This is a genomic window from Pseudomonas sp. MF7453 (genome assembly GCF_016405455.1).
GTDB lineage: Bacteria > Pseudomonadota > Gammaproteobacteria > Pseudomonadales > Pseudomonadaceae > Aquipseudomonas > Aquipseudomonas paralactis.
Genome location: NZ_JAEKCN010000002.1, coordinates 486,876 through 510,632, shown reverse-complemented (window position 1 = coordinate 510,632; position 23,757 = coordinate 486,876). Strand labels below are relative to the sequence as shown.

20 protein-coding genes and 2 riboswitches are annotated in these 23,757 nt (G+C 61.5%); of the genes, 8 read left to right on the top strand and 12 right to left on the bottom strand.

All coding sequences use genetic code 11. From position 1 onward, the window contains the following. Window positions 1-49: 49 nt before the first annotated feature. The 3 genes from JFT63_RS03985 (at window position 50) to JFT63_RS03995 (ending at window position 4,511) form a co-directional block, all read left to right on the top strand. Window positions 50-1,792 (top strand): phosphoethanolamine transferase CptA, encoded by a 1,743-nt coding sequence (locus JFT63_RS03985; protein ID WP_198843517.1) that lies wholly within the window; start codon window positions 50-52, stop codon window positions 1,790-1,792. 128 nt (window positions 1,793-1,920) lie between these two features. Next, window positions 1,921-4,158 (top strand): TonB-dependent siderophore receptor, encoded by a 2,238-nt coding sequence (locus tag JFT63_RS03990; protein ID WP_198843518.1) that lies wholly within the window; start codon window positions 1,921-1,923, stop codon window positions 4,156-4,158. Window positions 4,159-4,298: 140 nt separating this feature from the next. Then, window positions 4,299-4,511, top strand: coding sequence for a hypothetical protein (locus JFT63_RS03995; protein WP_057702869.1), 213 nt, complete (start codon window positions 4,299-4,301; stop codon window positions 4,509-4,511). Between the two features lie 100 nt (window positions 4,512-4,611). Here JFT63_RS03995 and JFT63_RS04000 read toward each other — a convergent pair whose 3' ends face one another. The 8 genes from JFT63_RS04000 to JFT63_RS04035 form a co-directional block, all read right to left on the bottom strand. After that, window positions 4,612-5,103: a GNAT family N-acetyltransferase gene (locus JFT63_RS04000; RefSeq protein ID WP_057702868.1), complete on the bottom strand. Its 492-nt coding sequence runs from the start codon at window positions 5,101-5,103 to the stop codon at window positions 4,612-4,614. Window positions 5,104-5,268: 165 nt separating this feature from the next. After that, window positions 5,269-6,375: a cell division protein ZapE gene (gene zapE, locus JFT63_RS04005; RefSeq protein WP_198843519.1), complete on the bottom strand. Its 1,107-nt coding sequence runs from the start codon at window positions 6,373-6,375 to the stop codon at window positions 5,269-5,271. A 372-nt stretch (window positions 6,376-6,747) separates the two neighbouring features. Continuing rightward, a complete protein-coding gene (gene pepN, locus JFT63_RS04010; RefSeq protein ID WP_198843520.1) occupies window positions 6,748-9,405 on the bottom strand; it encodes an aminopeptidase N in 2,658 nt (885 codons plus the stop codon). A gap of 13 nt (window positions 9,406-9,418) precedes the next feature. Beyond that, window positions 9,419-10,249 (bottom strand): DUF2797 domain-containing protein, encoded by an 831-nt coding sequence (locus JFT63_RS04015; protein ID WP_186561506.1) that lies wholly within the window; start codon window positions 10,247-10,249, stop codon window positions 9,419-9,421. After that, window positions 10,246-10,506: a YeaC family protein gene (locus JFT63_RS04020; protein ID WP_003190750.1), complete on the bottom strand. Its 261-nt coding sequence runs from the start codon at window positions 10,504-10,506 to the stop codon at window positions 10,246-10,248. Before JFT63_RS04020 ends, JFT63_RS04015 begins: the two co-directional genes overlap by 4 nt. 14 nt (window positions 10,507-10,520) lie before the next feature. Further along, on the bottom strand, window positions 10,521-11,390 hold the full coding sequence (locus JFT63_RS04025; protein ID WP_057702865.1) for a rhomboid family intramembrane serine protease: 870 nt from the start codon (window positions 11,388-11,390) through the stop codon (window positions 10,521-10,523). Next, on the bottom strand, window positions 11,387-12,361 hold the full coding sequence (locus JFT63_RS04030; RefSeq protein WP_442963704.1) for a metallophosphoesterase: 975 nt from the start codon (window positions 12,359-12,361) through the stop codon (window positions 11,387-11,389). Before JFT63_RS04030 ends, JFT63_RS04025 begins: the two co-directional genes overlap by 4 nt. Beyond that, window positions 12,358-13,248, bottom strand: coding sequence for an NAD(+) kinase (locus tag JFT63_RS04035; protein ID WP_003217892.1), 891 nt, complete (start codon window positions 13,246-13,248; stop codon window positions 12,358-12,360). Before JFT63_RS04035 ends, JFT63_RS04030 begins: the two co-directional genes overlap by 4 nt. A 145-nt stretch (window positions 13,249-13,393) precedes the next feature. Here JFT63_RS04035 and JFT63_RS04040 point away from each other — a divergent pair, with 145 nt between their 5' ends. Further along, entirely contained in the window at window positions 13,394-14,341 is a 948-nt protein-coding gene (locus JFT63_RS04040) for a DUF1853 family protein (RefSeq protein ID WP_198843522.1), read from the top strand. Window positions 14,342-14,454: 113 nt separating this feature from the next. On the opposite strand, the gene JFT63_RS04045 is transcribed toward JFT63_RS04040, so the two are convergent. The 4 genes from JFT63_RS04045 to cobW are packed head-to-tail and all read right to left on the bottom strand — an operon-like array spanning window position 14,455 to window position 20,934. Beyond that, window positions 14,455-15,057, bottom strand: coding sequence for a vWA domain-containing protein (locus JFT63_RS04045; RefSeq protein WP_186561554.1), 603 nt, complete (start codon window positions 15,055-15,057; stop codon window positions 14,455-14,457). Between the two features lie 53 nt (window positions 15,058-15,110). Continuing rightward, the gene (locus JFT63_RS04050; protein ID WP_186561510.1) at window positions 15,111-16,109 is read right to left on the bottom strand and encodes an ATP-binding protein; all 999 of its coding nucleotides are present in this window, start codon (window positions 16,107-16,109) and stop codon (window positions 15,111-15,113) included. Then, complete coding sequence (cobN, locus tag JFT63_RS04055) at window positions 16,109-19,870, bottom strand: cobaltochelatase subunit CobN (protein WP_198843523.1); 3,762 nt, start codon at window positions 19,868-19,870, stop codon at window positions 16,109-16,111. The genes JFT63_RS04050 and cobN overlap by 1 nt, the downstream gene beginning before the upstream one ends. A 2-nt stretch (window positions 19,871-19,872) precedes the next feature. Then, a complete protein-coding gene (gene cobW, locus JFT63_RS04060; protein WP_057702859.1) occupies window positions 19,873-20,934 on the bottom strand; it encodes a cobalamin biosynthesis protein CobW in 1,062 nt (353 codons plus the stop codon). A gap of 93 nt (window positions 20,935-21,027) precedes the next feature. Continuing rightward, window positions 21,028-21,228: riboswitch (cobalamin riboswitch) on the bottom strand. 42 nt (window positions 21,229-21,270) lie between these two features. Next, window positions 21,271-21,484, top strand: a riboswitch (cobalamin riboswitch). Between the two features lie 96 nt (window positions 21,485-21,580). On the opposite strand from cobW, the gene JFT63_RS04065 reads away from it, so the two are divergent. From JFT63_RS04065 to cobM, 4 genes are all read left to right on the top strand, one after another. Continuing rightward, window positions 21,581-21,769, top strand: a complete 189-nt coding sequence (locus JFT63_RS04065) for a CbtB domain-containing protein (protein ID WP_057702858.1) — start codon at window positions 21,581-21,583, stop codon at window positions 21,767-21,769. Between the two features lie 11 nt (window positions 21,770-21,780). Beyond that, window positions 21,781-22,485, top strand: a complete 705-nt coding sequence (locus JFT63_RS04070) for a CbtA family protein (protein WP_057702857.1) — start codon at window positions 21,781-21,783, stop codon at window positions 22,483-22,485. Beyond that, window positions 22,482-22,874: a cobalamin biosynthesis protein gene (locus JFT63_RS04075; protein WP_057702856.1), complete on the top strand. Its 393-nt coding sequence runs from the start codon at window positions 22,482-22,484 to the stop codon at window positions 22,872-22,874. Before JFT63_RS04070 ends, JFT63_RS04075 begins: the two co-directional genes overlap by 4 nt. A 69-nt stretch (window positions 22,875-22,943) precedes the next feature. Next, window positions 22,944-23,690 (top strand): precorrin-4 C(11)-methyltransferase, encoded by a 747-nt coding sequence (gene cobM, locus JFT63_RS04080; protein ID WP_198843524.1) that lies wholly within the window; start codon window positions 22,944-22,946, stop codon window positions 23,688-23,690. Window positions 23,691-23,757 lie beyond the last annotated feature (67 nt).

The following is a 23,757-nucleotide window of genomic DNA, read 5'->3' as shown; positions in this document are numbered from 1 at the left end:
CCGATGTCGCGCGACTCTGCGCGACGATCATTGACTGATGGGGCGCTGGATGGCGATGTTCAAACGCAGCACGACGACTGCGAAAGGCTTTGATTGGGCCGGCCTTGGTTGGCTATTCCTGTTTTTCTGGTACTTCTCCGGTATTACCCAACTGCTTATCCAACTGACCGGCACTTCCGGGTTCAGTGGTTTCCGCCAGGCATTCTTCATGAGTGCGCTGTGGCTGGCGCCGATGTTGCTGTTCCCGCGCAAGACACGGCTGCTAGCCGCCTTGATCGGCGTGGTGTTGTGGGCCTGTTCCATGGCCAGCCTGGGTTACTTCTTCATTTATCAGCAAGAGTTCTCCCAGAGCGTGATTTTCATCATGTTCGAGTCGAACATCTCTGAAGCAGGCGAATACGCAACCCAATATTTTGCCTGGTGGATCGTGCTGGCGTTCATTGCCCACACCGCCTTCGCCATCTTCCTCTGGACGCGCCTGCGCCCGGTGTACCTGCCGCGCGGCCAGTCGATTGTGGCGGCCATCGCCATTGTTCTGGCCGTGGTGGGCTACCCGCTGGTCAAGCAGATCGCTACCAGCGAAACCATGGAGTCGGCCATCGATCGCTTCGAAACTCGTATCGAGCCTGCCGTGCCTTGGCAGATGATCGTCGCCTATCGCCGCTACACCGAACAGCTGGACAATATGCAGGGCATGCTCAACAGCGCCAGCCAGATCCCGCCGTTGAAGAACCTCAAGGACAGCATGGCCGGCCAGCCGTCCACGCTGGTGCTGGTGATCGGCGAGTCCACCAACCGCCAGCGCATGAGCCTGTACGGTTATCCGCGCAACACCACGCCGGAACTGGACAAGCTGCGCGACCAACTGGCCGTGTTCGATAACGTCATCACCCCGCGCCCCTACACCATTGAAGCGCTGCAACAGGTGCTGACCTTCGCCGACGAAGAGAACCCCGATCTGTACCTCAAGACGCCGTCGATTGTCAGCGTGATGAAACAGGCCGGGTACAAGACCTTCTGGATCACCAACCAGCAGACCATGACCAAGCGCAACACCATGCTCACGACCTTTTCCGAACAGGCCGACGAGCAGGTGTACCTGAACAACAACCGCAACCAGAACGCCCGCCAGTACGACGGTGATGTGCTTGCGCCGTTTTCCAAGGCCCTGGCCGACACCGCCGAGCGCAAGTTCATCGTGGTGCACCTGCTGGGCACTCACATGAGCTACCAGTACCGTTACCCGCCGACGTTCGACAAGTTCACCGACCGTCAAGGCGTGCCGGCCGGTGTCAGCGACGCACAGTTGCCCACTTACAACAGCTATGACAACGCGGTGCTGTACAACGACTTCGTGGTCTCCAGCCTGATCAAGGACTACGCCAAGACCGATCCCAACGGCTTTTTGCTGTACCTCTCGGACCACGGCGAAGACGTGTTCGACTCCGCCGGCCACGACACCCTGGGTCGGAACGAAGGCAAGCCGACTGCGCCGATGTACACCATCCCGTTCATGGCCTACGCCTCACCGAAATGGCGCGAAAGCCACGACTGGAGCTTCGCCGGCGACCTGCAACGGCCTTACAGCAGTTCGCAGTTGATCCACACTTGGGCCGACATGGCAGGCTTGAGTTTTGATGAACTGGACCCCAGCAAGAGCCTGGTCAGCGACAGTTTCAAGCCTCGCCCCCTGCTGATCGGCAACCCTTACGACACCAAGCAGAAGGCGCTGATCGACTTCAGCCTGATCAAGCCGAAGAAGGCCGACGGCGCCGAAGTGGTGGCCAAGTAATCAGGTGCTTCGCAACACAAAGATAACAATCATTCTCGTTAAAACCTAAAGTTCACCAACTCCTTTCGTCTTTGAATCATGCCCTCCCACCCCCGGGAGGGCTTGAAGATGACAAGGAGTCTGCCGCTATGTTCGCGCCTTTTACCCGATCCATCACCGTTACCTTCGGGCTCTTCAGCCTTGTGCTGAGCCCGAATCTACTGGCTGAAACCGTCCCCGAAAAAGCCTCCATCAAAGCTCTGGAACTGGGCGCGACCACTATCAGCGCAGACAGCCTGGGTGCCACCACCGAGCACACAGGTGCCTACACCACCGGCTCAATGAGTACCGCCACTCGCCTGAACCTCTCTGTCAAAGAGACCCCGCAATCGATCTCGGTGATCACACGCCAGCAGATGGATGACTTCAACCTCAATACCTTGACCGAAGTGCTGCGCCAGACCACCGGCATCAACGTTCAGCATAACGACTCGGACCGTGTCTATTACTCCTCCCGCGGCTACGGCATCAACAACTTCCAGGTTGATGGAATGCTCAACACATTCGGCTACATGAAGTCCGATGCCGACACCATCATCTACGACCGTATCGAAGTGGTACGCGGCGCCACGGGCCTGACCACTGGCGCGGGGGACCCATCGGCGACCGTCAACATGGTGCGCAAGCGCCCTACCGCCCAATGGCAGGCACAGACGGGCGTGAGTGGTGCCAGCCATGACAACTACTACAGCTACATCGATGTGGGCGGTCCGCTGGCGTTCGACGGTAAGTTGCGCGGACGCAGCGTACTGGCCTACCGTGACAGCCGATCCTTTCGCGATAACTATGGGCTGCAGCGTGCAGTCGGCTACGGCATTCTCGAAGGCGACCTTTCAGACGATACAGCGCTGGCGGTAGGTTTTGATTACCAGGACAAGCAGGTACAGGGCACCTCCTGGGGCACGGTTCCCTACTGGAACAGCCAGGGCGACAAGGCCAGGCTACCTCGCTCTACCAATATGGCGGCGCACTGGAGCTCCTGGCCGCTGACTGACAAGACCACCTTCGCCACCCTTGACCATCGGCTCGGCGGCGACTGGCACGTGAAGGCCGCCTATACCCATCGCCAGAGTGACACCGATGGCAAGGTTTACTACGGCGGCGCCGGTTTTCCCAACGCAGACCGCAGCGGCATGACGGCCTGGGCCAGCCATATGCGCGGTACGTCGCGAATGGAAGCCATCGACGTCAACCTGGCCGGCAGCTACACCTTGCTGGGCCGCGAACACGCATTGATGATGGGCTATGGCGAGGCCGCCCAACGGGATGTATCGCCCTTCATGCGCAGCGACCTGCCTGCCAGCTACTACCCCATAGAGGATTGGAAGTACATGGGCGGCATCGGCAAGTTCGCCGACACGGTCACTGACCTCAAGGGTGAACACAGCAAGAAACAGCAGAAAGCCGGCTACCTCGCTACTCGCCTGAGCCTTACGGAACGCTTGCACGCGGTGCTGGGCAGCCGCTACGGCAGTTGGGAGCTGGAAAACGCCACGCCCGAATACAACGACAATGATCAACTGACGGCTGCCGGCAAAACACACCAGACCCACAACGACATGTGGACGCCCTACGCAGGGTTGCTCTATGACATCACCCCGCAGTACACCGTCTACGCGAGCTACACCGATATCTTCAAGCCGCAAGACAGGCGTGACGTCAACAAGAAATACCTGGAACCGGTGGTAGGCAGCAATTATGAGGTGGGGCTCAAGGGTAGCCTACTCAATGAACGCCTGAACCTGGCGGCCGCTTATTTCTGGAGCACCCAGGACAACGTTGCAGAGCGCGATGACTCGGTCCCTCCCAACCCCGTCACTGGCGAGGAGTACTACAAGTCTGGCGGCAAGGGTAACAAGGTCAACGGCTTCGAATTGGAAGCCGCTGGCGAAATACGGCCGGACTGGAACCTGACCGCCGGTTACACCTACACACACTCGCTCAATGGTTCAGACAAACGCACCAATACCGGCCAGCCCTTAAATCTGTTGAAGGTCTCCAGCGCCTATCGCCTGCCGGGTGCATGGCGCAACCTCACCGTTGGTGGCGCAGTGAACTGGCAAAGCGAAATCCACGATTTCGGCAACCGGCCCACAGGAGCACGCAATAGCGAAGGTCGGCCGATAACCACTCGGGCGAAGATCACACAGCAGGGTTACACCGTGGTCAACCTGATGTCACGCTACCAGTTCGACCAACAGGTTAGCGCCTCGGTTAACGTTAACAATCTATTTGATAAAAAATATTACGAACGTGTCGGATTCTATAATGGCGTGTACTGGGGTGACCCGCGATCTATCACGCTTGCATTGGACTGGAAACTTTAGCCCCCCAGCGAAGTTAACAAAACTGTTAACTTCGCAGTGCCTACCCGTTAATTCCCACTTAACAAGATAGCGCCATAGTCGCTCCATGATTCTGATCAAGGACCGGCCAGACACTGATCACTCTTAATGGGAATACCGCGATGAAACTCTCGACGTTGATGCTTGCCAGCCTGATGACACTGACCTCCGCCGCTGCCTTTGCAGAGGGCGGTTCAGAGCGTTCGAAGGAGTTCTACGATAACTTCAGCTTCATTCAACAGCAAACCCACGGCGAGGCAGAGCAACGAACGGCCTCTGCCGACGGAAAGACGTTGAAGGTCGACACGGCAAGCCAGGAACAACCGAACAGTTGATTTAATGCTTAGTTAATCCGTAACACCCTGTGCCATCCCGCTCCGTTGGCAAAGGTTTATTGGGCGCCATTGAATGGCGCCTTTTTTTGCCAACTATTTATTACAAGAGTTTGCTCCAGAACAACATACGGCCATGCTTCGGATCAAATACCGAATCATCGAAACCAAACTTGCGGTACGCCGATTGCGCCACAGCATTACCCTCCAACACTTCCAGAGTGATCTTGCAGCAGCCGCGCTGACGGGCGATTTCCTCGACTTTGTGCAGCATTTTCTGGCTCAAGCCCAAACCACGAAACCGATCCATCACCGCCACATCGTGGACGTTGACCAGCGGGCGGCAAGCAAACGTCGAGAAACCCTCGAAACAATTGACCAACCCAGCCGGTTCGCCACCAACGAACGCCAACACGCTGAACGCGTGGGGGCGCTTGGCCAGTTCGGCCGGCAGTTGCTGCAACAGATCGGCTGACAAGGCGTGGCCACCGCCCATCGGGTCTTGCGCATAATGGTTGAGCAGCAAGCCGATGGCGTTGGCGTGCACCTCGTTGGTATAGCTGGCTTGCAGCACCAGAATGTCTGGGGTGTCCATTTCCTTCCTCGATAACGACAACCAGGGATTCGTTCCCCTTTGAGAGCCTCGATTGTAAGCGTGGAGTCGGCAGTAGATGAAGGAGATTAACTACAAATATCTGACGGAAATTGCGAAGCTTGCTTGCGTCTAATCGCGCCAAAAGCCCTGAAGTGGCGATTTTTCCTAGACCGCAAAGCGCTGTAGTTGCATCTCCTGCAAGCGGCTCAGGGTGCGACGGAAAGGAAACGCCAGGTAGCCTTCGGTGTACAGGCATTCCAGGGGCACCCGGGCTTCGATATAAAGTGGCACCTTGCGGTCGTAGCATTCGTCCACCAGCGCGATAAAGCGCCGCACGCTGTCATCATGCACCGACAGCTGCGGCAATTGGCGGTCTCCGGCCATCACACGCTCGGCAGCGTCCTCGGTGCCACGGGCAATCCGCCCCGGGCGCTGTTGGGCGCTGAGGTTTGGAACCTCGCCCAACAGGATGGCCCGGAAGCGATCGCACAGCAGCATGAAGTCCATCGCGGACAGGGGCTGCTCGCACAGATCGGCATAACGGCACCAGAGCACCGCGTCACTGGCCTGCACTGCCACAATGGAGCGGTAACCCACGCTTACCGCGCCGCTGCTCACGCCTTGGCCTTGGCTTAATTGCTTGAACACGCAAGCCAGTGCATTGGGTTGATCCACCCAATAGCGTTGCTTACCCACACCCGGATGCAGGCGATGATCTTCACCACCGTCCACCGCTACCACTTGCATATGGCGCTGGAGCGCGTGGATGCCCGGCAGAAAACGCTCGCGATTGAAGCCATCGGCATACAGCTGATCAGGCGGCTGGTTAGAGGTGCATACCATCACCATGCCCTGCTCGAACATCACCTGGAACAACCGCCCGAGGATGATCGCGTCGCCGATGTCATTGACAAACAGTTCATCGAAGCACAACACGCGCACGTCCCGGCTCAGTTCCTGAGCCAATGCTCGCAAAGGATCCTGAGTTCCGGTGAGCTGGAACAGGCGCTGATGCACCCACGCCATGAAGTGATGAAAATGCTGGCGCCGTGAAGGTACTGGCAGGCTGTGATGGAATTGATCCATCAGCCAGGTCTTCCCACGTCCCACCGGCCCCCACAGGTAAACCCCGGCAATTGGCGAGCGCCCCTGATGCAAAGCCTCGTGGCACGCTTGCAAGGCCTGCACCGCCTGAAGCTGGGCGTCGTCAGGGACGAAGCCTTGCTGGGCGATGGCATACTGATAGGCAATGAGGGGCGAGTCGAAGGTCATGCCGAATGCTCTGCGAACTGATATGGGAAGGGGCTTACCAGGCAGTTAAGGCTCTGTAGGAGCGAGCTTGCTCGCGAAGAATTCACAGGCGCCGCGTTCATTCAGGAAGCACGCTTTATCGTTGACGTTTTTCGCGAGCAAGCTCGCTCCTACAGAGGGCAATGTACGCTTAGCTGATTGGCATTAGGGCTCGCCCCCGATGAACACAGGTATCTACACAACTTCGTAGCAGCCGACCGTAACCACGATGCGAGCGAGCCGCTCTTGATCTGCTCTTGATCCGAGGCGCCCCGTCAAACCACGCGGCCCGTAATCCATGGCGGATTACGGGCACACCGAGCCTAAGCGAGGTGCCACATCAGATAGAAAGCCTTACGCCAGGCTCTTGCTGACCACTTCATAAACATCGCTGGACAGCTCACCACACGCCCGAATGCGCTCCAGCTGCGCCTTCATCAGTGCCTGACGCGCGCTGTCATACTTGCGCCAGCGCGTCAGCGGCGCCAATTGACGCGAAGCGATTTGCGGATTCAAGGTGTTGAGCTCGATCACCAAATCAGCCAGGAAGCGATAACCCGAGCCATCCGCCGCATGGAAGTTGACCAGGTTCTGGCCCGCAAATGCACCGATCAACGCGCGCACCTTGTTCGGGTTCTTGATGGTGAATGCCGGGTGTTGCATCAGCGCCTTGACCCGCGCCAGCCCGCCCGGCAACGTGCTGCCGGCCTGGACACTGAACCACTGGTCCATGACCAACGGGTTGTCCTTGAAGTTCTCGGCAAACACCGCCAGCGCCTGGGCTTTTTCCGCTTCGAACGGCGAGTTCACCAGCACTGCCAGGGCCGTCAGGCGTTCGGTCATGTTATCGCTGGTGTCGAACTGATCCAGGGTAGCCGCCAGCACTTCTGGCTTGCCGCTGAGCATCAGGTACGACAACGCAATGTTCTGCAGGGCGCGGCGGGCAAAGTGCTCGGCCTCTGCCACGTACGGCGTTTGCTTGGACAGCTCACGGTTGGCCTGGTAGCGCAGCCACAAGCCTTCGAACAGGTTTTCGGCCAGCTGCTTGCGAGCATATTCACGGGCCGCGTGGATGGCATCCACATCCGCCACTTCGCTGATTTCCGTCAGGTAGGCTTCACTTGGCAGCGAGAGCATTTCCGCGACCATGGCCTGGTCGAGGCTTTCGTCGCTCAATACCGTGCGCAACGCGTCGATCAGGCGCTGATCCAGCTTCAGCGGTTGGCCTGCCTGATACTGACCGATCAGTTCCTGCAACACCTGCACCGACAACTGCTGGCCGGCATCCCAGCGATTGAAGCCGTCGCTGTCGTGCTGCATCAGGAACATCAGTTGATCACGGGTGTACGCGAAACTGAGTTTCACCGGCGCCGAGAATCCACGCAGCAGCGAAGGCAATGGTTTTTCAGCGACATCGACGAAGGTGAACGTCTGCTCGGCTTCAGTCACCGAGATCACTCGTGAGGTGCCCACAGCAGTAGCCTCACCGGCCAGGCGCAACGCGATAGCGGCGCCCTTCCCGTCCAGCAAGCCCAGCGACACCGGAATCACGAACGGCAGTTTTTCGACCTTGTCCGGCGTTGGCGGGCAGCTCTGACGGAAAGTCAGGCTGTAGGTCCCGGCCGCTGCATCGTAGGACTCGCTCACCGCCAGGCGCGGCGTACCCGCCTGGCTGTACCAACGCTTGAATTGGCTGAGGTCGGCGCCATTGGCGTCTTCCATGGCCTTGATGAAGTCGTCGCAGGTCACGGCCTGGCCGTCATGGCGTTCAAAGTACAGGTCGCTGCCTTTGCGGAAGCCTTCGGCACCGAGCAAGGTGTGGATCATGCCGACTACTTCCGAACCCTTTTCGTACACGGTCAGGGTGTAGAAGTTGGAGATCTCGATAAAGCTGTCCGGGCGCACTGCGTGGGCCATAGGGCCAGCGTCTTCGGCGAACTGATGCGTACGCAGGTACGCCACGTCCTGAATGCGCTTGACCGTGGCCGAGTTCATGTCGGCGGAGAAGCCCGAGTCACGGAACACGGTGAAGCCTTCCTTGAGCGACAGCTGAAACCAGTCGCGGCAGGTCACGCGGTTGCCCGACCAGTTGTGGAAGTATTCGTGGGCGACGATGGCTTCGACGCGCTGGTGGGCGGCATCGGTAGCGGTTTCGGCGCGGGCCAGCACGGCGCTGGAGTTGAAGATATTAAGGCCCTTGTTCTCCATGGCCCCCATGTTGAAGTCGTTGACCGCCACGATCATGAAAATGTCGAGGTCGTACTCGCGGCCGTAGGTTTCTTCGTCCCAGCGCATGGATTTCTTCAGGCTGGTCATGGCGTGCTGGCACTTGTCGATGTTTTCCGGCTCGACGTAGATGCGCAACGCGACTTCGCGATTGGTCATGGTGGTGAAGCTGTCTTCGACGCACCACAGGTCACCGGCCACCAGCGCAAACAGGTATGCAGGTTTCTTGAACGGGTCTTCCCAGGTCGCCCAGTGCCGGCCGTCTTCGCCAGGGCCGCTGGCAATCGGGTTGCCGTTGGACAGCAGCACCGGGTAGCTGTGCTGCTCGGCGATCACCGTGGTGGTGAACACGCTCATCACATCCGGGCGGTCGAGGTAGTAAGTGATCTTGCGAAAGCCCTCGGCCTCGCACTGGGTGCAGAACATGCCGCTGGATTTGTACAAACCTTCCAGGGCAGTGTTGGTTTCCGGGTGGATCTTGACGGTGGTGTCGAGGGTGAAGGTCTCACTCTTTGGCTGCACGGTCAGGTGGCTGTCGGTCAACTGGTAGTCAGCGTCCGTCAACGGCTGGTCGGCCAGGTTGACACTCAACAGCTCAAGTTGCTGGCCATCGAGCACCAATGGCGGCAAACCGGCGCCGCGCTCGGGGTTGCGGCGCATCACCAGCTGCGCGTGGACCAGGCTGTGGTCCTCGAACAACTCGAAGGTCAGGTGCGTCTCGTCGATCAGGTAGTCCGGCGCCTGATAGTCCTTAAGGTAAATCATCTTCGGTTGTTCGGTGCGCATGCTTGGGATCCTTCTACTGATGCACGGCGAGCTGGTAGGCCGTGTATTTACGAATGTTGATAACGCCGGTATCGAAGATCAGGTATTGGCCCTTGATCCCCAGCAGCGTGCCTTCGGCAATCGGATTCTTGTCCAGGTTGAAGCTGACGATCTTGGTCGGATACTGCTCGACCGGGTAGCGGATTTCAATCGGCTCGATGTCGGCAATGGTTTGGATGGCTTGCAGGCCAAAGCGTTCCTGCAAACCCAGCAAGCCCTCGGCGCAGGAGGCGAACAGTTCATCGCGCACCTGCTTGAGGTCCACCGCTTGCGCATCGCCCTTGAGCAAGGCGCGCCAGTTGGTCTTGTCGGCCACCTGGCTGCGGAACAGGTCTTCGACGAAGCCGGACTGCTGGCGCGTCGAGACCCGCATGATCGGCAATGCCTGGCTGGCGCCCTGGTCCAGCCAACGGGTGGGCAGCTGGGTAGCGCGAGTAATGCCGACCTTGATCCCCGACGAGTTGGCCAGGTACACCACATGGTCGGTCATGCAGAATTTTTCGCCCCAGCCTGGATCACGGCAGGTACCGGCATCGTAATGGCAACGCTCGGGGCTCATGATGCACAAGTCGCACTGGGCCAGCTTGGTCATGCACGGGTAGCAATACCCCTGGCTGAAGCTGGTCTTGGTCTTGCGCCCGCAATGGCTGCAATGAATAGCGCCCAGGTACTCCAGGCGCACATGGGTGCCGATCATCGGATTGACCGGCACCTCGACATCGCCCAGGCGAAAGGCGTATTGAACGGTCGGCTCACCGAGTTGCGCCGACATTTTGCTGACTGCACCGCGACCAATTTCAATCAATGGATCGCATCCGACTTGAACAGGATATTCGGTACTGGCGCGGATTTGGACGCGCACTCCTGCGGGCCCATATAGCCGGTACGCTGCTCCTCGGGCAGGTTCTGGATCTCCCAGGCGATCATCGCTTGCAGGGACAATTCGCGCTGCTCGGCGGTGAGCTTGCGACCATCGGACCATTTGCCGATTTCCACGGCGAGCTTGAGGCTCTCGTAGATATCCGGAGTGATGTTTTCGATCATTTCAGCAAAAGAGGACATTCGGCTCTTCCTTATCAAATAGACGATTTGCGACGGTTGTACAGCCCGCCGAGCAAACCGGTGAGGCAACCGATAACCAGGCCGCCGACATGGGCTGCGTTGGCGATTTGGCCGAAGCCGATCATCGAGACCAGCCCCGAAAGGCACAGCAGCAGCCACACCAGCATCATCACCAGCACCCCACGGGGCAGGCGATAGGCCGGGTTGGGCGACAACAGTTGAAAGATCCAGCAATGCCCGAGCAGGCCATACAGCACACCGGACAAGCCGCCAAACAGGCCGGGGCCGCCATAAGCGTATTGCGCGTAGTTGGAGACCAGGCTGAACAACAGGGTCAGGCCCAGCAGGTTGATGCCGCCTTGGCGCGCTTCAATGCGCCGCCCCAGCTCCCAGTACCACATGCCGTTCATGGCCAGATGCAGGATGCCAAAGTGGATCAGCATCGGCGTCACCAGACGCCACCACTGCCCTGAAGCGAGCGTGTCGGCCAGCGGCGTGAACTGGATGTACTCGCCCAGCACCCGGAACGGCAAGAACGTCAGCCAGGCCATGGTTTGCAGGTTTTCGCCGAGCAACGTCACGGCAGCGACGATGAGGCTGGCCAGCAATACCAGCGCGGTGACCGGGCTATGGCGCACTTGCTGGACAAAGCCTGGCCGAGCAACCGGTGCCTGTTCGGGAATATCCAGTTGCTGGTCCGGGTCACCGGCGGGGAAGCGCTGATACAACACACGCACGTCGTCACTGATGGTCTCGGGCACCCACAGCACTTGTTCACCGGCCTCTTCACTGACGCGATGGGGCACTTGCATGCGTTGCAGCAATTTGACGAAACCACCCAGGTCAACGCTCAGGGGCAAGCGCAATACAGCTACGGTACTCATGGAATGGCCTCTGGTCGCTCAACGTCGACCCATACGAATTTACGCGGATCCAGTTGGGTTTCCTGGTCCAGTCGATACGCCACCAGCTTGCCGTACAACACTGCGCTGTAATCCAGGCAGGCCAGGTTCGGGCGGATCGGTACCGGTTTACCACTGCGCCAGTAGTGGCCGACAAACAACAGCGGCTCGTCGACGCCGTAGCGCAGCAGGGAATTCTTCTCAGTGGACGATAACGGCGTACGCGCCACCGGCTCCGGCAAGGCGTCGGGCTGGAACACGATGTCACCGTAAGTCTTGGGGTCATCTTCCCAGAACTTGGTGCGGAAGAATGACCGCGTCAGGCCGTCGCCACCGGTCAGGGTGAGGCCGTCGGGCAAGCGCATATCGGTACCGCGCAACAGCCGATCAAAGGCATTGCAGGCGAAACTGCCCGGTACGGCGGCGGCTTGCAGAAAGTGTTGGTCAATGCAGCCATCCGGGAAGGTGGCGCGCAACGGCTGGATAAAGCCTTCATCCCAGCACGCGTGCACCACGCGAAAACGCCCGGCGTCGACAAACAGCGGCATGTCATAGAACCAGCCGAGGAAGTCGTGCCAATCGTTCGGGTGGTGCTCGAACTGGGTCAGGGTCTCGTGGATCAACCGCGCATGACGTGGGTTGTGCTCGCGCACAAACTGCCTGCCGCTGCCGGGGGGTGCCGGTGTGGTCCAGCCCAGCGCATTGAACTCATGGTTGCCCATGATGCACAGCGCCTGCCCGGCCACGGTCATGTCGTGGACGATATGCAGCGCCTCACGGATGCGTGGGCCACGGTCGATGATATCGCCCAGGAACACCGCCATGCGCGACGGATGGCGCCAGGTGCCGCCCTGCTTGTGGTAACCCAATTGGTCGAGCAAGTGCTCAAGGGTATGAGCGCAACCGTGCACGTCACCAATCAGGTCGTAGCTACGCGCGGGATCGAGCATCAGTCGCCTCCACCCCCCAAGCGGCTGCCCCAGCCCAACTTGGTACGGCACACTTCGTAGTAGTTGTGATCCAGCGGGTGGATCAAGCGCAACTTCTGTGCCTTCTTGCTCACGGTGATGGTGTCACCGGGGGCGCAGGTGAAATGGTTCTGCCCGTCGCAGGAGACTTGCGGGTAGATTTGCATGTCTTTGGACACCACGATTTTCAGCTCACTGTTGCCATCGACCACAATCGGCCGACTGGACAACATATGGGGATACATCGGCACGATCACAATGGCATCAAGCTTGGGATGCATGATCGGGCCGCCGGCCGACAGCGCGTAGGCGGTAGAACCGGTGGGCGTGGCGACGATCAGGCCGTCAGCCTTCTGGCTGCACACGAACTGGCCGTCGATATACAGTTCGAACTCAATCATCCGCGTGGATTTGCCCGGGTGCAGCACCACATCGTTGAGGGCATCGCCCTGGCCGATCGCCTCGCCGTGGCGGCGCACTTCGGCCTGCAACAGGAAGCGGTTCTCCACCAGGTAATGGCCGTCGAGCACCTTGGCCACTTCGACTTCCAGCTCATCGGGGCGGATATCCGTCAGAAAGCCCAGGCTGCCACGGTTGATGCCCAGCACCGGCACGTTATGCCGAGCCAGCGCCCGGGCGGCGCCGAGCAGGCTGCCATCGCCGCCGACCACGATGACCATATCGCACACCTCGCCGAGCATCTTGCGCGACGAGGTCTGCAGGCCATGGCCCGGGAGGATTTCGGCGATGGTGTCTTCGAGGATCACATGCAGGTGGCGCTCGAGCAGAAACTTCTTCAGCCGGCGGACGGTGTCCAACACCTGGGTACTGCCCAGGCGACCGATAATGCCGATATTGCGAAATTGCTCCATGGGGCTCCTGCGGGATTTGGGGTGCGGCAAAAAAGAACGATTATGGGCGAAAGGCCGCCTCAGGCAAAATCCTTTGTCGCCGCGGGGCCTTGATGACAATGGTTCTCAGACACCTTCAACCGGCTGAAAAGGCTATGCTCGGACCATGACTGTGTTCTCCGACTTGCACAACTTGCCCCGCCAATTGCGCCACCCCGAGGTGCGCGACCTGGCGTGGGTGATCCTTGCCCCGCCGATGCTGGCGCAAACGCCGTGGCCGCAACGCCACCCGCTGGCCGGCAGTGACTGGGTGCAAGCGCCGCACCGGCTTGAGCAGTGGCTGCGCGGGCTTGATCAAGACAGCAGCGCCTTGCAGCAATGGCTGAGCCTGGCGCGCACACGGCGCCTGGGCCTTTATTACGAGCGCCTGTGGCAGTTTGCCGTGCAGCACGCGCCGGGTGTGGAATTGCTGGCCGCCAACCTGCCGATCCGCCGCGCCGGGCATACCCTGGGCGAACTGGACATGCTGCTGCGCGACCGCGATGGCGTGCACCACCTGGAACTGGCGATCAAACTCTATCTTGGCCCACAGAACGGCAATGGCCAGGACGCCGCGCAATGGCTGGGGCCTGGCTGTCATGACCGGCTGGATCGCAAGCTGGCGCATCTGGCCGAGCATCAGCTGCCGATTTCTGCACGGGCCGAGAGCCGCGACGCCCTGGCGGCGCTGGATATCCAGGCGTTCGATGCGCATTTGTGGCTGGGCGGGTATCTGCTCTATCCCTGGCCGGGCACGGCGCAAGCCCCGCTCGGCGTCCACCCGCAGCATCTGCGTGGATGCTGGTTGCATCAGCGCGACTGGCCGGACTTTGTCAGCACCCGCCCAGAGGGCCGCTGGCAACCCCTGCCCCGCCACTCCTGGTTGGCACCTGCGCATTACACGGCCGATGAAGTGTGGAGTGAGGTGCAGATGCAAGGTTGGCTGGCAGACCTGGACCCACTGGCCCCAGCGCAGTTGCTGGTGCGCATGGTGCCGAACGGTGAGGAGTGGGAAGAAGCGGAGCGGTTGTTTCTGGTGGCGGATCTTTGGCCGAATGTGCCGGGGACAGGCTGATAGGTGTGGGGGGGGTTGAGGGCCTCATCGCAGGCAAGCCAGCTCCCACAGTTTGACCGCGCCGCCGATTCCATGTGGGAGCTGGCTTGCCTGCGATGGCGATAGCCCAGGTGCTACAGCTTATCGATGTGCTGATACTCCAACTGCAACCCCACCGCCAATTCCTCAGCCCGCCCCAACCTGATCGGCCCACGCTCGATGTCAATCAACATGCCTGGGCACTCCAATCGCGGCAGCGCGCCCATCGCCTTTAGCCGCCCATCGGTCACCACCAGTAACTTCTGTTGCTCGGCGGGATAGCGCTTGCGTCGCGCCGCCAACCAATGCCCCGCCTCGGTCAGCGCAGCCAGCAACGGCGTCCCGCCGCCCGCTCCCAAATGCTCCAACCAATCGGACAAGCCTTTCGCCGCCTTCAAACCTTGCACCTGCCACTTCGGCGATGCCCCGCTGGCCGTCAACAACGCCATGCGCGCCCGTTGGCGATAAGCATCGTCAAACAACTGGGCCAACAAACCCTTGGCATCGGTCAACGCCCGATGGCGCCGGGTGGACGCCGAGGCATCGACGATTACCAACCACAGTTCAGGCGCCGAACGGCTACGCAGGTGGAACAGCAGGTCATCACGGCATTGCGGCCGTCCAACGAGCAACGTACCCGGCCAATTGATCCTGCCTTTCTGTGCGCTGCGTGCACTGCCCTGCCTGCCGTTATCCAGTCGCCCCACCTGGGGCCGGGCATCCGTCCCCGCGTCAGGTCGGGGGCGGATGCCTAGGGCTTTTTTGGCCAGGTCGGCACATCGCGACGGGCGCCCGTGGGCAAGGCCGGTGCGGGCATATCACCCCATTGGCCTTGGCCGGGTGAGCTTTCAGACGGTTTCGACGACTGCCCTTGATTCGGCGGTGCGGCCGGGGGCGTTTGCTGCTGACGCCGATGGCGCAAGGCAAACTCGGCCACCGCTTCAATATCTTCCTCGGCAATGGCCGACGCACCACGCCAGGCCGCATGGGCGCGGGCGCCTCGCAGCCAGACCAGGTCGGCGCGCATACCGTCCACGCCTGCCTCAAAGCAGCGTTCGGTAATCTGCGCCAACGCGTGATCGTCCAGGTCGATGCTGTCGAGTCGCGCCCGCGCCTGCGTGCAGCGTTCGCGCAACTCGGCTTGCGGCGCGGCCCACTGCGCGCAGAAAGCCGCCGGGTCACTGTCGAAATCCAGGCGACGCCGGATGATCTGCCCGCGCTCGGCGGGCAGAGTCTGCCCGCTCAGCGCCACATTGAAACCAAAGCGGTCGAGCAACTGCGGGCGCAACTCGCCCTCCTCCGGGTTCATGGTGCCGATCAGCACAAAGCGCGCCGAATGCCGATGGGAAATGCCGTCGCGCTCGATCAGGTTGGTGCCGCTGGCGGCCACGTCCAGCAGCAGGTCCACCAAATGGTCGGCCAGCAAGTTGACTTCATCCACATACAGCACGCCGCCGTCAGCCTTGGCCAACACGCCGGGGGAAAATTGCGCACGGCCTTCGCCCAGCGCGGCATCCAGGTCCAGGGTGCCGACCAGGCGTTCCTCGGTCGCGCCCAGCGGCAGGGTCACGAACTGCCCGCTGGCGAGCAGGTCCGCCAACCCACGGGCCAGGGTCGACTTGGCCATGCCCCGCGGGCCTTCGATCAGCACGCCGCCGATACGGGGGTCGATGGCGGTCAGGCACAGTGCCAGTTTCAGGTCGTCAGCACCGACCACGGCAGACAACGGAAAATGGGGAATATCAGTCATCAGCTGTCTTCTTCTATATCCAGCAAGAGGTTTTCCAGTGCTTCGCGATACGCCCCCGGCGCCTGCCACATGCCCCGCTGCTGGGCTTCAAGCATACGTTCGGTCATGTCGCGCAGGGCATCGGGATTGTGCTGCTGCACAAAGGCCCGGGTGTCGGGGTCCAGCAGGTAGGCGTCTGCGAGCAGTGCATATTGATAATCGTCGATCAGCGTGGTGGTGGCGTCGAAAGCGAACAGGTTGTCCACGGTCGCAGCCATTTCAAACGCGCCTTTGTAGCCGTGGCGTTTCACACCTTCGATCCACTTGGGGTTAGCGGCGCGGGCGCGGATCACCCGGTTCAGCTCTTCCTTCAAGGTACGGATTTTGGGCAGGTCCGGCTGGCTGTGGTCGCCATGGTAACTGGCGGCCTTGTCGCCGCTCAGGGTTTCCACGGCGGCGAGCATACCGCCCTGGAATTGGTAGTAGTCGTTGGAATCGAGCAAGTCATGCTCGCGGTTGTCCTGATTCTGCAACACCGCCTGCACCTGGCTCAGGCGCTGGGCAAACTGCTCGCGGGCGGCGGTGCCTTCGTCAGCGCCCCCGTAGGCATACCCGCCCCAGTTCAGGTAAACCTCGGCCAAATCCTCGCGGCTCTGCCACAAACGCCCGTCAACCGCGCCCTGCACACCGGCGCCATAAGCGCCCGGCTTGGCGCCGAAGATACGCCAGCCAGCCTGTTTGGCCGCGGCCTCTGCGTCCAGGCCCGACTCAAGCAACGCTTGGCGCTCACTGCGCACCTTGGCGGCCAGTGGGTTCATATCGTCCGGTTCGTCCAGCGCCGCCACCGCCTGCACCGCCGCATCGAACAGGCGGATCAGGTTGGCGAAGGCATCCCGGAAAAAGCCGGACACGCGCAGCGTCACGTCGACACGCGGGCGGTCCAGCAAGCTGATCGGCAGGATTTCAAAATCATCCACCCGCTGGCTGCCGGTGGCCCACACCGGGCGCACGCCCATCAACGCCATGGCCTGGGCGATATCGTCACCGCCGGTGCGCATGGTGGCCGTGCCCCATACCGAGAGGCCGAGTTGGCGCAAATGGTCGCCGTGATCCTGCAGGTGGCGCTCCAGAATCAAATTCGCCGACTGGAAACCGATGCGCCAGGCCGTGGTGGTTGGCAGGTTACGCACGTCCACGGTGAAGAAGTTACGCCCGGTCGGCAGCACATCCAGGCGCCCGCGACTGGGCGCACCGCTGGGCCCTGCCGGGACGAAGCGCCCACTCAAGGCATCCAGCAGGCCACGCATTTCTGCCGGGCCACAGGCGTCCAGGCGTGGCGCCACCACGATGCGCAGGCTTTCGATGACCGACTTGACGTCTTCCCAGCCGGGCTCTTCCAACTGCTCGATGGGGCCTTCCAGTGCCTGCTCGATCAACCGCGCCGCATAGAGCTCCAGGCGTTCACGGGTATCGCCGGCGGTGCGCCACAGCTGCCCGTCAATTTTTTGCAGCACCAACGGGCGCCGTCCCGTCCACGGCTCGGCCAAGGCGCAATCGAGCGGATCAAAACCCAGTTCGAACGCCTTGGCCAACACCCGCAACAGGCTCGATTGCGGGCCACGTCCATCGCCACGGGGAATGCGCAACAGGGCCAGCAAGGTGTCGATGCGCAAACGGCCTTCGGGCGACTCGCCAAAAATATGCAGACCGTCGCGAATCTGCGACTCCTTCAAGTCACACAGATAGGTATCCAGGCGCGGCAACCACACCGCCGCATCCGCATCACCGCTCAGTTCAAGCTCCTGGTCGATACGGGTTTCACGCACCAGCTTGAGAATGTCTTTTTGCAGCTCAAGGGCGCGGCGCGGGTCGAGCAATTGCGCCTCGTAGTACTCGTCGGCCAACAGTTCCAGATCACGCAAGGGGCCGTAAGTCTCGGCGCGAGTCAGGGGCGGCATCAGATGGTCGATGATGACTGCCTGGGTGCGTCGCTTGGCCTGGGCGCCCTCGCCTGGGTCGTTAACGATAAACGGATAGATATTCGGCAGCGGCCCGAGCAACGCATCCGGCCAGCAGTTTTCCGACAGGCCTACGCCTTTGCCCGGCAACCACTCCAGGTTGCCGTGCTTGCCCACGTGAATCACGCCGTGGGCGGCATAGGTGTGGCGCAGCCAGAAGTAAAACGCCAGGTAGCCGTGGGGCGGCACCAGGTCCGGGTCGTGGTACACCGCGCTGGCGTCCACCTGGTAACCCCGCGCCGGCTGGATGCCGACGAACGTCAGCCCCAGGCGCAGGCCGGCGATCATCAGGCGGCCATCGCGAAACATCGGATCGTTTTGCGGCGCGCCCCAGCGTTCCAGCACGGCCTGGCGATTGGCCGCTGGCAGGCGCTCGAACATCGCCAGGTACTCATCCAGACCCAGGCTTTGATGGCATGGGCGCAGGTCGAGGCTGTCGAGGTCGTTGGTGACGCCGCCGAGCAGTTCATGGATCAGCGCGGTGCCGCTGTCGGGAAGCACATCCGCCACCGGATAACCTTCGGCTTGCAAGGCGCGCAAGATATTCAGCGCCGCCGCCGGGGTGTCCAGGCCCACGCCATTACCGATGCGTCCATCGCGGGTCGGGTAGTTGGCGAGGATCAACGCGATACGTTTTTGCGCATTCGGCACACGGGCCAATTCAACCCAGCGCCGCGCCAACTGTGCAACAAAGTCCATGCGTTCGGGGGCTGCGCGATAGCACACCACGTCCGACTGGCTGCGCTCGCTGCGCCAGGCCAGGTCCTTGAAGCTGATCGGCCGGCTGATGATGCGCCCGTCCAGTTCGGGCAAGGCGATATGCATCGCCAGGTCGCGTGGGCCGAGCCCCTGTTCGCTGGCCTGCCAGCCAGGCTGGTTGTCCTGGGCGCAAATAGCCTGGATCACCGGGATATTGCGCCGGAATGGGCGCAGGTGCGGTGCTTCGGGACTCGATTGGGCAAAGCCGGTGGTGTTCAGGATCACCGCCGCCTGTACTTCATCGAGCCAGTCTTCAACCACTGCCAGGCAACCGGGCTCCTTCAGGCTGGCCACCGCGATAGGCAGGGGGTTAAGGCCCGCGACCTGCAAACGCTGGCAGAACACGTCGATGAAACCGGTGTTGGCGGCCTGCAAATGGGAGCGGTAAAACAGCACCGCTGCCACCGGCCATTGCGCATTCCACTGCGCCCGCCAATCATCAAGATCGGCATTGGCAGTTTGCGGATGATAGATCGCGGTACGCGGCAACGCCTGCGGCTCGTTCCAAGGGTAATCGCGCCCCAGATAATCACTGGCCAGGCAGCGATAAAAATCCAGGGCATTACCCAGCCCGCCCTGGCGCAGGAAATGCCAAAGGCGGTCGCGCTGCTCGGCGCCAACCGTGCTCAAGCCACTGAGCTCTGGGTCTGGGCGATCATCCCCCGGCACCAGGATCAGCGTGACGCCGCGTTCGGCCAGCTCCACCAGGCGCTCGATACCGTAGCGCCAATAGCCAATGCCACCGTGCAGGGAAATCAGGATGACCTTGGCGTGACGCAACACCTCATCGACATACAGGTCGACCGAGGCATGGTTCTGCACCTGCATCGGGTTGGCCAGGCGCAGGCTGGGGTAATCCTCGGGCAATTGCTGGGCGACTTCGGCCAGCAGCGCCAGGCTGGAATCGCCGCTGCACAGGATCACCAGCTCGGCGGGGGTTTGGCCAAGGTCGGCGATATTGTCGTCCGCGACGAAACCACCGGGCTGGGTCCTGAGCAGGTGCATGGTTAAACGCTGAGGGCAGCGCGCAATTGCGCTTCAAGGCCGGCGGCGTCCAGCTCTTGGCCGATCAGCACCAGGCGCGTGGTGCGCGCTTCATCGGCGCCCCAGGCGCGGTCGAAGTGCTTGTCAAAGCGTGTGCCCACACCCTGGATCAGCAGGCGCATCGGCTTGTTTGGGATAGCTGCAAAGCCTTTCACACGCAAAATGCCGTGCTGCACCACCAATTGGGTCAGGGCGTCGAGCAACAGGGCTTCGTCGGCTTGCGGCAAGTCGATGGAGATGGAGTCGAACGCGTCGTGGTCGTGGTCGTCTTCGCCTTCATGGTGCTGATCGTGATGGCTGTGGCGAGCGTCGATATGCTCTTCGGAGCTGGCGCCGAGGCCGATCAACACGTCCAGCGGCAGGCGGCCGCTGCTGGCTTCGATGACCTTCACCGCCGGCGGCAGTTCTTCGGCCACTTCCAGGCGCACACGGGCCAGGTCTTCGGCGCTGATCAGGTCGGCTTTGTTGAGGATCACCAGGTCAGCGCTGGCCAGTTGGTCGGCGAACAGTTCGTGCAACGGCGACTCGTGGTCCAGGTTGGGGTCAAGTTTGCGCTGGGCGTCGACCTGATCCGGGAAGGCGGCAAAGGTACCGGCGGCCACGGCCGGGCTGTCGACTACGGTGATCACCGCGTCAACGGTGCAGGCGCTGCGGATTTCCGGCCACTGGAAGGCTTGCACCAACGGCTTGGGCAGGGCCAGGCCCGAGGTTTCAATGAGGATATGGTCCAGGTCACCGCGACGGGCGACCAGTTCGCGCATCACCGGGAAGAACTCTTCCTGCACCGTGCAGCACAGGCAGCCGTTGGCCAGTTCGTACACGCGGCCGTTGGCTTCTTCCTCGGTGCAACCGATAGAGCACTGCTTGAGGATCTCGCCGTCAATGCCCAGCTCGCCAAATTCATTGACGATCACGGCAATGCGACGGCCCTGGGCGTTGTCGAGCATATGGCGCAGCAACGTAGTCTTGCCCGAGCCGAGGAAGCCGGTAACGATGGTGACGGGAAGTTTGGCCAGTGTTTTCATCGGATGCCCTTTGGGGCGGGCATACGGGACGACAGGCCCTGCGGCGGCGCGCAGCAGCGGATTTCGTCACCGGATCACCCCGCCCGGTTGAATTGAAAAATCGGTGACGAGGCAGGTCTCCTGGCTTGGGGCGTGCAGGTCTTGCGACCAACGTTGACTGCGCCTTCCCGCCGTCTCGGCAGTGGCATGGCAGTCAACTGAACCCTTCACAGTTGCGGGGGCAGCCGCGGCTTGAACCGCGTTCCCTTCTTAGCTTCGGCGTGGGGCCGAAGAACCTCGAAGGTGCAAGGCTACAGGGGCTCGCGGCATTTGACTACCGTCCCCGGCCCATGCTCTCCTACACATCTTGTTTCGGGTGCCCTTCACAGGGTGAAACGGGAAACCGGTGCGTCATACCCCTATGACAAATCCGGTGCTGCCCCCGCAACGGTAAGCGAGCGAAGCGTCACGGCCACTGTGCTTTTGCATGGGAAGGCGATGCTTTTCAGGCGCACTCTGTCCAGAGCCGCCCCTCGCAAGCCCGGAGACCGGCCCGAAAAAATCAGATAACAAACCCGCGGTGGGCGGGCGCTGTTCGAACCCTGCGTGCCTGGCGCGTGGGGTTTGCATGCGCTCGTTTCACCCTGACACCTGAAAGGGACGCGCCATGTCGATCATCAGCAGCACTACGCCCTCCGCAAGCAGCACCACCACGTTGAGTCAACGCCTGAGCGCTGCGATCGGCGCGGCAATCCTGGGTGCGTGCCTTGTGTACTTCGCCGGTTTTTCGCATATCGAGGCGGTGCATAACGCGGCCCACGATACCCGCCACAGCGCCGCGTTCCCTTGCCACTGAGGCCTGCCGACATGATCAAACGTATTGCGCAAACCGCAGGTTTCACCGGCCTGCTGGCCGCCCTGCTGCTGACCCTGCTGCAAAGCTTGTGGGTCTCGCCGTTGATTTTGCAGGCCGAAACGTATGAAAAGGCTCCTGTAGCGACCGAAGTTGCCCACGAACACGGCGCAGGTGCCGCTGCACATAGCCACGACGCCGAAGCCTGGGAGCCGGAAGATGGCTGGCAGCGCGTGTTGTCGACCACAGGTGGCAACCTGGTGGTGGCGGTCGGCTTTGCGTTGATGCTCGCCGGCCTTTACACCTTGCGCGCCCCCACCCGCACCGCCCAGGGCTTGCTCTGGGGCCTGGCGGGTTACGCGACCTTTGTGCTGGCACCTACCCTGGGCCTGCCGCCTGAATTGCCGGGCACGGCCGCGGCTGACCTGACGCTGCGCCAGACCTGGTGGATCGGTACCGCCGCCTCCACCGCCGCCGGTATTGCGCTGATCGTGTTCGGTCGCAACGGGCTGCTCAAAGTGCTGGGCGTGGCAATTCTTGCCGTCCCCCACGTGATTGGCGCGCCGCAGCCGCAAGTGCATTCGATGCTGGCACCCGAGGCGCTCGAAGCACAGTTCAAAATCGCATCGCAACTGACCAATGTGGTGTTCTGGCTGGCCCTGGGCCTGATCAGCGCCTGGCTGTTTCGCCGCAACCGCGACGACCAATACTCGGCATGACGTTGGTAGTCGGCCTGGGTTGCCAGCGGGGTTGTGACGTTCACACGCTGCTGGCGCTGCTGGACAGCGCCCTCGTCGAAGCGGGTATCGGCCGCCAGTGCTTGACGGCGCTGGCCAGTATCGATCGCAAGCAGGATGAGCCAGGGTTGCTGGCGCTCGCCCAAGTGCTGAATGTACCGCTGCTGTGCTTCGATGCCACGCAATTGGCGGCTTACGAAGAGCGACTGAGCCACAAATCGAGCGTCGCATTTGCCCATACCGGCTGTTACGGCATTGCCGAAAGCGCCGCCCTGGCCCTGACCGAACAGCTCGCTAATGCCCCTGCCCGCCTGCTGATCACTCGCAGAAAAGTTGCCCACGCCACGCTTGCATTGGCCTGCACCGGCTAAAACCTTGATAATCGCCCTTGCGACCATGAGCCGTTTTCATGCTCGCCCGCTTTTCAACAGGAACTCTCCATGACCGTCTACTTCATCGGCGCAGGCCCCGGCGATCCGGAACTGATCACCGTCAAGGGCCAGCGGCTGATCCGCAGTTGCCCGGTGATCATCTATGCCGGCTCGTTAGTGCCCGCCGCGGTGCTGGAGGGTCATCAGGCGCAGCAGGTGGTCAACAGCGCCGAGCTGCATCTTGAACAGATCATGGACCTGATCAAGACCGCCCATGCCCAAGGCCAGGATGTGGCGCGCGTGCACTCGGGCGACCCGAGCCTGTATGGCGCGATTGGCGAGCAGATCCGCCACTTGCGGGAAATGGGTATTCCTTTCCAGGTCATTCCCGGCGTTACGGCAGTAGCGGCCTGCGCCGCGTTGCTGGAAACCGAGCTGACTCTGCCGGACATCGCCCAGAGCGTGATCCTGACCCGATACGCCGACAAGACCAACATGCCCCCCGGTGAGAGCTTCGACAGCCTGGCCCGCCATGGTACGACCATGGCGATCCACTTGGGGGTCAATCACCTGGAAAAGATCGTCGCCGAACTGCTGCCGCACTATGGCGCCGATTGCCCAATTGCCGTGGTGCACCGAGCGACCTGGCCGGATCAGGATTGGGTTGTCGGCACCCTGACAGATATTGCCGCCAAGGTCGCAGCCAAGGGGTTCCGGCGCACGGCACTGATTGTGGTGGGCCGAGTGCTGGCCAGTGACAGTTTCGGCGAGTCGTCGCTGTATCGGGCCGGGCATGCCCACCTTTACAGACCCTGATTATGTGGGGTGGCTTGCCCTAATCCCTGTAGGAGCGAGCTTGCTCGCGAAAACCCCATAGGCGCCG